The organism is Nocardia sp. NPDC060220, assembly GCF_042727815.1.
GTDB lineage: Bacteria > Actinomycetota > Actinomycetes > Mycobacteriales > Mycobacteriaceae > Nocardia.
The window spans coordinates 1-8356 of record NZ_JBHWZY010000246.1 but is presented as its reverse complement, the minus strand read 5'-3'; the positions used below and the strand labels follow the sequence as shown (position 1 = coordinate 8356).

General features: G+C 69.2%; 9 protein-coding genes. 2 read left to right on the top strand and 7 right to left on the bottom strand.

All coding sequences use genetic code 11. From position 1 onward, the window contains the following. The 7 genes from ACFWF3_RS15145 to rimP form a co-directional block, all read right to left on the bottom strand. The coding region (locus tag ACFWF3_RS15145) for a bifunctional oligoribonuclease/PAP phosphatase NrnA (protein ID WP_379314132.1) at positions 1-841 on the bottom strand (841 nt) is incomplete at its 3' end. 119 nt (positions 842-960) lie between these two features. Next, positions 961-1407, bottom strand: a complete 447-nt coding sequence (rbfA, locus tag ACFWF3_RS15140) for a 30S ribosome-binding factor RbfA (RefSeq protein WP_378626520.1) — start codon at positions 1405-1407, stop codon at positions 961-963. A gap of 12 nt (positions 1408-1419) precedes the next feature. Further along, positions 1420-1713 (bottom strand): DUF503 domain-containing protein, encoded by a 294-nt coding sequence (locus ACFWF3_RS15135; protein ID WP_378628258.1) that lies wholly within the window; start codon positions 1711-1713, stop codon positions 1420-1422. A 93-nt stretch (positions 1714-1806) separates the two neighbouring features. Further along, on the bottom strand, positions 1807-4818 hold the full coding sequence (gene infB / locus ACFWF3_RS15130) for a translation initiation factor IF-2 (protein WP_379314131.1): 3012 nt from the start codon (positions 4816-4818) through the stop codon (positions 1807-1809). Between the two features lie 108 nt (positions 4819-4926). Beyond that, entirely contained in the window at positions 4927-5238 is a 312-nt protein-coding gene (locus ACFWF3_RS15125) for a YlxR family protein (protein WP_101468594.1), read from the bottom strand. A gap of 69 nt (positions 5239-5307) precedes the next feature. After that, a complete protein-coding gene (gene nusA / locus ACFWF3_RS15120; RefSeq protein WP_378626517.1) occupies positions 5308-6336 on the bottom strand; it encodes a transcription termination factor NusA in 1029 nt (342 codons plus the stop codon). Continuing rightward, positions 6333-6965 carry a ribosome maturation factor RimP gene (rimP, locus tag ACFWF3_RS15115; RefSeq protein ID WP_378992335.1) on the bottom strand — a complete coding sequence of 211 codons (633 nt, stop codon included), beginning with the start codon at positions 6963-6965 and terminating at the stop codon, positions 6333-6335. Before rimP ends, nusA begins: the two co-directional genes overlap by 4 nt. A 231-nt stretch (positions 6966-7196) precedes the next feature. Here rimP and ACFWF3_RS15110 point away from each other — a divergent pair, with 231 nt between their 5' ends. Next, positions 7197-7904, top strand: coding sequence for a hypothetical protein (locus ACFWF3_RS15110; protein ID WP_379314130.1), 708 nt, complete (start codon positions 7197-7199; stop codon positions 7902-7904). Next, positions 7901-8332, top strand: a complete 432-nt coding sequence (locus tag ACFWF3_RS15105; RefSeq protein ID WP_378992332.1) for a ferritin-like domain-containing protein — start codon at positions 7901-7903, stop codon at positions 8330-8332. The genes ACFWF3_RS15110 and ACFWF3_RS15105 overlap by 4 nt, the downstream gene beginning before the upstream one ends. Positions 8333-8356 lie beyond the last annotated feature (24 nt).

The following is an 8356-nucleotide window of genomic DNA, read 5'->3' as shown; positions in this document are numbered from 1 at the left end:
GGGAGACCGTCCAGCGGTCGTTCTGGCCGCGGGCTTCCTTGAAGACGGCGGCGATGCCCGCTTCGGCAGTGGTCCGGATGACGTCGATGACGCTCTCGACCTCTTCGGGGCCCACGTCGTGGGTGTCGGCGGCGCGCACGAGCGCGTAGACCAGGCCGACACCGGCGGCGGCGGGCACGACCACGGCGGTGGACAGCACCTTCGACAACATCGGGAGCCAGGCGTAGGGGTGGGTGTCGAGCAGGACACGGGTGATCTCGGTGCCGTCGATGCCGGTGGCGAGCAGGCGTTCGGCCATCGCGTGGCTGCCGGACCGGGCCCAGCGGAACGAGCCGGTATCGGTGACCAGTCCCGCGAACAGGCAGTGCGCGATGGGGGCGTCGATCTCCACGCCCCACGCATCGAGGAGCCGGGTCACCAATTCGGTGGTCGAGGCCGCGGATTCGTCGATCAGGTCGACGGTGCCGAAGCCGTCGTTGGCCCGATGATGATCGATCACCAATGTCATGGTCGCACCGGGTAATCGGTCGGCGAGAGCGCCGAGACGGCTGCGCGCGCCGCAGTCGACAACGATCAACAGGTCCACCTCGGCCGGCACCTGCGCGGGTGGCACCACCAGCTGCACACCGGGCAGCGTGCGCAACGAAGCGGGCAGCTCAGCGGGCTCGGCGAAGGACACACACACCGGTACCTCGCGCCGGTGCAGCGCCAGCGCCAGCGCCAGCCCGCTCCCCACGGTGTCGGCATCGGGCTGCACGTGGCACAGGATCGTCACCGAGCGCGCCGCCGCCAAGGCGGCGACGGCTGTGCCCAGTTCGGTCCCGTCGCGGACGCTGGTCATCCGGCGTCCACGACGGGCACCGGTCGTCGGCCCGACAAGGCGGTGGCCACCGGGCAGGATGACGTACCCTGCGTGGTCACTCGGGCTACCGCCTGCGGGCGCTGACCGGACATGCCTGCCTACTCGTCTTCGTCGTCGCGATCGGCCTTGTACGGGTCGGCCTCGCCCGCGTGCTTGGCGTTGGCGGCGACCTTGGCCACCTCGTCGTCGATGGCGCGAGCTCTCGCGAGCAACTCTTCCATCTCGCGGGCCACCTCGGGCACCTTATCGAGAGTGAAAGACAGGATCGGGGTGAACTTCACTCCGGTACCCGCGCCCACCTTCGACCGCAACACACCCTTGGCCGCGTCGAGCCCGGCGGCGGCCTCGGCGTAGTCGGGTTCGGCGTCGATGGTCTCGCCCATCACCGTGTAATAGACGTTCGCCTCGCGCAGATCCCCGGACACCTTGGCATCGGTGACGGTGACGAACCGCAGCCGCGGATCCTTGATCTCGTATTCGATCGCGGTGGCCACGATCGCGGAAATCCGCTTGGCGAGCCGGCGTGCCCTGGCTTGATCAACCATGGCTGAACCTCCCTAGTCTTCGGGTCCGAAGATCCGGCGGCGTACTGCCAGCAACTCTATCTCCGGACGCGCGGCAACGTGCCGCTCACACTTGTCGAGCACCTCGTTCAGGTGTCCCGTTTCCGCACTGACCATGGCAACCCCGAGCAGTGCCCGGCGGTGCAGGTCTTGATCTCCGGCTTCGGCGGCATTCACGCCGAAGCGCTTTCCCAGCTCGGCGAGGATCGGCCGGATCACCGACCGCTTCTCCTTGAGCGAATGCACGTCACCGAGCAGTAGATCGAATTCGAGCGCACCGATGAACAGCGGTGCTCACCTCCTGGTAAATGGGGTTCCCGCAAGACTCCACGCCGCACCCGAAGAATCGGATGCGGCGTGGATCGAGCGGTATTGCGTTGATCAGTCGCGCGGCTTTTCACGAAGCTCGTAAGCCTCGATGATGTCGCCGTCCTTGATGTCGCTGTAGGTGACGGTCATACCGCACTCGAAACCTTCGCGAACCTCAGGAGCATCGTCCTTCTCCCGCTTGAGCGAGGAGATGGTCATCGTCTCCGCGACCACTCGACCGTCACGGATCAGGCGCGCCTTGGCGTTGCGCTTGACCGAGCCGGAGGTGACCATGCAACCGGCGATGTTGCCGATCTTGGACGAACGGAAGATCGCGCGGATCTCGGCGCGGCCCAGCTCGACCTCTTCGTAGATCGGCTTGAGCATGCCCTTGAGGGCCTTCTCGATCTCGTCGATCGCCTGGTAGATCACCGAGTAGTACCGGATGTCGACGCCTTCGCGGTTGGCCAGCTCAGTGGCCTTGCCCTCCGCGCGGACGTTGAAGCCGATGATGATCGCGTTGGAGGCCGACGCCAGGTTGACGTTGGTCTCGGTGACGCCACCGACACCGCGGTCGATGACGCGCAGACGCACCTCGTCGTCGATCTCGATGCCGAGCAGGGCCTCTTCGAGGGCCTCGACGGTACCGGAGTTGTCGCCCTTGAGGATCAGGTTGAGCTCCGAAGTCTCCTTCAGTGCGGCATCCAGATCTTCCAGGCTGATCCGCTTGCGGCTGCGAGCGGCCAGCGCGTTGCGCTTACGCGCATTGCGGCGATCAGCGATCTGCCGGGCGATGCGGTCTTCCTCGACCACGATCAGGTTGTCACCGGCGCCGGGCACCGAGGTGAAACCGATGACCTGGACCGGGCGCGACGGGGTCGCCGCGTGGACGTCCTCGCCGTGCTCGTCGACCATGCGACGGACGCGACCGTAGGCGTCGCCCGCCACGATCGAGTCGCCGACGTGCAGCGTGCCGCGCTGGATGAGCACGGTGGCCACGGGGCCACGGCCGCGGTCGAGGTGCGCCTCGATGGCGACACCCTGGGCGTCCATGTCCGGGTTGGCCCGCAGGTCGAGCGAGGCATCCGCGGTCAGCAGCACGGCTTCGAGCAGCTGATCGATGTTGGTGCCCTGCTTGGCCGAGATGTTGACGAACATGGTGTCGCCGCCGTACTCCTCGGTGACCAGGCCGTACTCGGTGAGCTGCTGCTTGATCTTGTCCGGGTTCGCACCCTCTTTGTCGATCTTGTTGATCGCGACGACGATCGGCACATCAGCGGCTTGGGCGTGGTTGATCGCTTCCACCGTCTGCGGCATGACGCCGTCGTCGGCCGCGACCACGAGGATCGCGATATCGGTGGCCTTCGCACCACGAGCACGCATGGCGGTGAACGCCTCGTGACCCGGGGTGTCGATGAAGGTGATCAGACGCTCTTCCTCGTTGAGGTTGGTGAGCACCTGGTAGGCACCGATGTGCTGGGTGATGCCACCGGCCTCGCCCTCAGCGACGTTGGCCTTACGGATCGTGTCGAGCAGTCGGGTCTTACCGTGGTCGACGTGACCCATGACGGTCACGACCGGCGGACGGTGCTCGAGGTCGTCCTCGCCGCCGGCGTCTTCGCCGTAGGTGAGGTCGAACGACTGCAGCAGTTCGCGATCTTCGTCCTCGGGGCTGACCACGTGGACGACGTAGTTCATCTCGCCGCCGAGCAGCTCGAGGGTCTCGTCGTTCACCGACTGGGTCGCGGTGACCATCTCGCCGAGGTTGAACAGTGCCTGCACGAGAGCTGCGGGGTTCGCGTCGATCTTCTCGGCGAAGTCCGACAGCGATGCGCCACGGGCGAGACGGATGATCTCGCCGTTGCCGCGGGGCAGACGCACGCCACCGACGGCGGGAGCCTGCATGTTCTCGTACTCGGCGCGCTTCGCCCGCTTCGACTTACGGCCACGGCGAACCGCGCCACCGGGACGACCGAAGGCGCCTGCGGCACCACCACGGCCACCGGGACCACCGGGACGACCGCCGCCGCCACCGGGACGACCACGGAAACCACCGGCCGCGGGAGCGCCGGCACCGGGAGCGCCGGGGGCACCGCCACCGCGGTAACCGCCACCGCCACCGCCACCACCGGGACGGCCTGCGCCGCCACCGCCGGGAGCGCCACCCGGACGACCCGGACGGCCACCGGCCGCGGGGCCGGGACGTGCGGAGCGTGCGGGCATGGCGCCGGGGTTCGGACGCGGAGGCATCGAACCCGGGTTGGGACGGGGACCACCGGGACGCGGGGCACCGCCCTGCGCGGCGGCCGGACGCTGACCCTGACCACCCTGACCGGGGCGGGGACCGCCCTGACCGGGAGCGGGACGCGGGCCACCCTGACCGGGAGCCGGACGGGGACCGCCCTGACCCGGAGTGGGACGCGGGCCACCCTGCGGAGCGGGACGCGGTGCCGGACGCTCACGATCGGGCGCCGAGCTGAACGGGTTGTTGCCGACGCGCGGAGCCTTCGGCCCCGGCTTCGGGCCGGGACCGGCCGGACGCGGACCGGGCGCGGCAGCACCCGGCGTCGCCTGACCCGGACGGGTCTGACCTGCGGCGGGCGCCTGTGCCGGACGCGGCGCGGCGGGAGCCGGACGCGGGCCGGGCGCGGGGGCGCCTGCGGGCTTGGTGGCCGGAGCCGACTGCGCGGCGGCCGGAGCGGGGCTCGCGGGTGCCGGAGTAGCGGGCTTGGCCTCGACCGGAGCGGCCTGTTCGGGCTTCGGCGCAGCCGGCGCGGCAGCGGCTGCCGGGGCGGGAGCGGCCGGAGCCGGACGCGGACCGGGGCGAGGGCCACCGGGGGTGGGCTTGGCAGCCGGACGGGCTGCTGCTGCCGACGACGGGCCGGGACGGGCCGCCGACTTGGCATCGGCCGCCGGAGCGGACTTCGACGCCAGTGATTCGCGCAGACGACGTGCGACGGGTGCTTCCACCGTCGAGGACGCCGACTTCACGAACTCGCCTTGCTCCTTGAGCTTCGCGAGTAGTTCCTTGCTTGTGACACCGAGCTCTTTAGCCAACTCGTGCACGCGGGCCTTGCCTGCCACTGCTCTCCTCACTGAGAGGCCGAGCAGTGACGCCGCCTAGGTAAGGCGGGCCCGCACGACCTCGGGTTATCTCCGACGGACGTTCATCGTTGGTGCTTCACGGTGTGCTCATGAGTGCTCGTGCCTGTTCTCGAGGTACTGCTCCAGGGCTGAGATATCCAGATTTCCGGACACTCGTAGGGCTCTGCCGAATGCTCGGCGCCGCTCTGCGGAACGCAAACAAACTGAAACGGGGTGCAGCCATGCACCCCGTCCGGGCTGTCTGCGCCGCGGATCGGGAACAATCGCGACATCGGTGTTCCGATGCTGCGCCACGATCCGCAACAGGTCGGCAGACGGCTCGCGCTGACGGCATCCGATACAGGTGCGAACGGATTGCGCGGGCCGGTCCTGTACCCACTCTACCGGTGACCCGGTCATAACGACGAACCCCTCCCCTCCGGAAGTTACGAACATGTCATCCGCCGGTCGGGATTCGACGTGTTCGGATCAGCTACGGTGCGCTTCCGGCCGGGCGGAGTCGTCCGGTTGCGGAGCCGCGTCGCTGCGGATATCGATGCGCCAGCCCGTCAGACGGGCAGCCAGGCGGGCATTCTGGCCCTCCTTGCCGATGGCGAGGGAGAGCTGGAAGTCCGGCACGATCACGCGTGCCGCCCTGGCGTCGGGATCGACGACGGTGACCGAAACCACCTTCGACGGCGAGAGCGCATTGCCGACGAACGTCGCCGGATCCTCGGCGTAGTCGATGATATCGATCTTCTCGCCCGCCAGTTCACTCATCACGTTGCGCACGCGCTGACCCATCGGGCCGATGCACGCGCCCTTGGCGTTCACGCCCGGCACGGTGGACTGCACGGCGATCTTGGACCGGTGTCCCGACTCGCGCGCCACCGCGACGATCTCGACGGAGCCGTCGGCGATCTCGGGCACCTCGAGCGAGAACAGCCGCCGCACCAGGTTCGGGTGGGTGCGCGAGAGCTGGATCTGCGGACCACGCGGGCCACGCGAGACACCGTAGACGTAGCACTTGATCCGGTCGCCGTGCTCGTAGGTCTCGCCCGGCACCTGCTCGGCGGGCGGGATCAGTCCCTCGGCGCCGTTGGCCTCGCTGCCGATGCGTACCACCACGATGCCGCGGGCATTGGCCCTGGCGTCGCGCTGGACCACACCGCCGACGATCTCACCCTCGTGGGTGGCGAAGTCGCCGAAGGACTTCTCGTTCTCGGCGTCACGCAGCCGCTGCAGCACCACCTGGCGGGCGGTGGTCGCGGCGATGCGGCCGAAACCCTCCGGGGTGTCGTCCCATTCGGAGACGAGGTTGCCGTCGGCGTCGAGCTCACGCGCCATCACCCGCACCACACCGGTCTTCTGGTTGATGTCGATGCGCGCGTTGGCCTCGTGGCCGTCGGTGTGCCGGTAGGCGGTGAGCAGTGCCGACTCGATCGCCGAGATCACGGTCTCGATCGAGATACCTTTGTCGGCGACGATCGCCCGCAAGGCTTCGATTTCAATATTCATTCCGCAACCCCTTCGGTGGGAGTGTCACTGTGTTGTCCTGGTGCGGCGAGGTCGGCGGGTTCTTCGCCCGGTACCGGGCGGCCCGGTGCGATACCGCCCGCGAGCTCGAGTTCGGCGGCGCCCGGTGCGTTGAACTCGACCTGGACGACAGCCTCGGCGATATCGACGACCGGAACGTGTACGCGGTGTGGCTTCACCTTGCCGCCGATGACGAGCGCGATGGCGGTGGCGTCGTCGGTGAACTGGCCGACGCGCGCGTCGAACCGGGCCTTGCCCTCGATCCGCTCGGCGCCGTCGGCCAGCTTCACGCGGACCTTGCGGCCCTGTGCGCGCCGCCAATGCCGTTCGGTGGTGAGCGGGCGCTCCACGCCGGGAGTCGTCACTTCGAGCAGATAGGCGGCTTCGCCGAAATCGCCTGCGGCATCGAGAAGTTCGGACATCTCGCGGCTGAGCGCGGCGATGGCGTCCAGGTCGGCGGGGCCGTCGCTGTCGACGGTGACCTTCACTCGAACCGGAGCCAGCTCGCCATTGCCCGCGGCGGCGATCGCGACGCCCTCGAGGTCGAATCCCCGGCGTGCGACGAGCTCAGCGACTAGCTGGCTCACCCTTTCCTCGGTGGGCATCGGCATATGGGCGGCTCCTGGTTCAGTTGTGACGCGATCGGAAATATCTACGCCGAAGGTCTAGCGTAACGCGCTCAGAGAGTGTAAAGGACCAGGCGCTGAGCGCCACGCACCGGTCCGACTCGGCGTGCCCGAGGCCTGTCAGCACGCATGCGAGCCGCCCGCGTGAGATCTGGCACGATGGTCAACGTGCCCCACCGCCATTCCGTCCCGCCGAGAGCCGGGCGACCTTCCGGCATGCGTTCCGACCGGCACGAACCCTCTCGGTTACGGGTCGAGCCCGCCGACGCGCACCTCGCCGGGCCGACGCAAGCTCCCACCGGCGCGACCGCGTCGCCGCCGCCCGCCGTAGTGCCGCATCCCACACCGGTGCAGCAGCTTTCACCGTCGGCGACCGGACGGGTCGACACCCGGCCTGCCTGGCGCCGCCGCACCGTGCTCCGACTCGTCGGCGCGAGCGCGATCGGCCTTCCCGTGGTGGCCACGCTGGCCGCCTGCACCGAGGACGATACCGTCCACGCGCCGGATCCTCTTGCCGCGCAAGAAGTTCTGGCTCGCGCCGATGCCGCGACCGCGACCGCGGCGATCGCGCTGGCACCCCAGTCGAATGCCGCGCTGAGCACGATCGCCACCGAGCGCACCGCGCACGCCGACGCGCTCCGCACCGAAATCGACCGGGTGATCGGCGTGTACGGCGACGGCACCACGCCCGTTCATCGCACGGGCGCCGTGACCGTGCCCGGCCCCGGCGGATCGCCGGTCCCGGCCTCGGAGGCCGAGACCGCGTCCGCGCAGCCGGCCACCCTCGCGCAAGTGCGTGATCAGCTGGTCCGGTCCCAACAGTCCGCCGCCGCCCTGGCCCGCACCGAAACCGGCTATCGCGCAGGTCTTCTCGCGTCGATCAGCGCGGCCTGTGCCACCCAGGCAGGAGTCCTGCTGACATGACCGAACAGCGAACGGCATTGCAGAGCGCACTCGATGCCGAGTACGCGGCCGTCTACTCCTACGGCCTGATCGCCGCGTACGCCAATGCCGACCGGTCCCGGCTGGTCGCCGAGTTCAGCGCCGCGCATCGAGCACGTCGCGACAGCACGGTCGAACTGCTCGAAGCGGAGGGCACCGCGCCCGACGCTCCCCGCGCCGCCTACACCCCACCCGCCCCGGTCGACGACCCGATCCCCGCGGCGCATCTCGCGGTGAGCGTCGAAACCGATTGCGCGGCAGCGTGGTACGCGGTCGTGGAGAACGCGACCGACGAAGTGGTGCGCGCCACCGCGACGGAAGCCCTCACCGAGGCCGCCGTTCGCCGCGCCCGCTGGCAGACGATTCTGGGATCGGTCCCGGTCACCGTCACCTTCCCGGGACGGGCGTAGCGAACCGAGTCGGCGGTTGCGGGT

Bases quoted from the DNA above. Each gene is read 5' to 3' on its own strand.
- rbfA (WP_378626520.1), bottom strand. From the start codon at position 1,407: ATGGTTGATCAAGCCAGGGCACGCCGGCTCGCCAAGCGGATTTCCGCG.
- ACFWF3_RS15125 (WP_101468594.1), bottom strand. From the start codon at position 5,238: ATGACCGGGTCACCGGTAGAGTGGGTACAGGACCGGCCCGCGCAATCC.
- nusA (WP_378626517.1), bottom strand. From the start codon at position 6,336: ATGAATATTGAAATCGAAGCCTTGCGGGCGATCGTCGCCGACAAAGGT.
- rimP (WP_378992335.1), bottom strand. From the start codon at position 6,965: ATGCCGATGCCCACCGAGGAAAGGGTGAGCCAGCTAGTCGCTGAGCTC.
- ACFWF3_RS15110 (WP_379314130.1), top strand. From the start codon at position 7,197: ATGCGTTCCGACCGGCACGAACCCTCTCGGTTACGGGTCGAGCCCGCC.
- ACFWF3_RS15105 (WP_378992332.1), top strand. From the start codon at position 7,901: ATGACCGAACAGCGAACGGCATTGCAGAGCGCACTCGATGCCGAGTAC.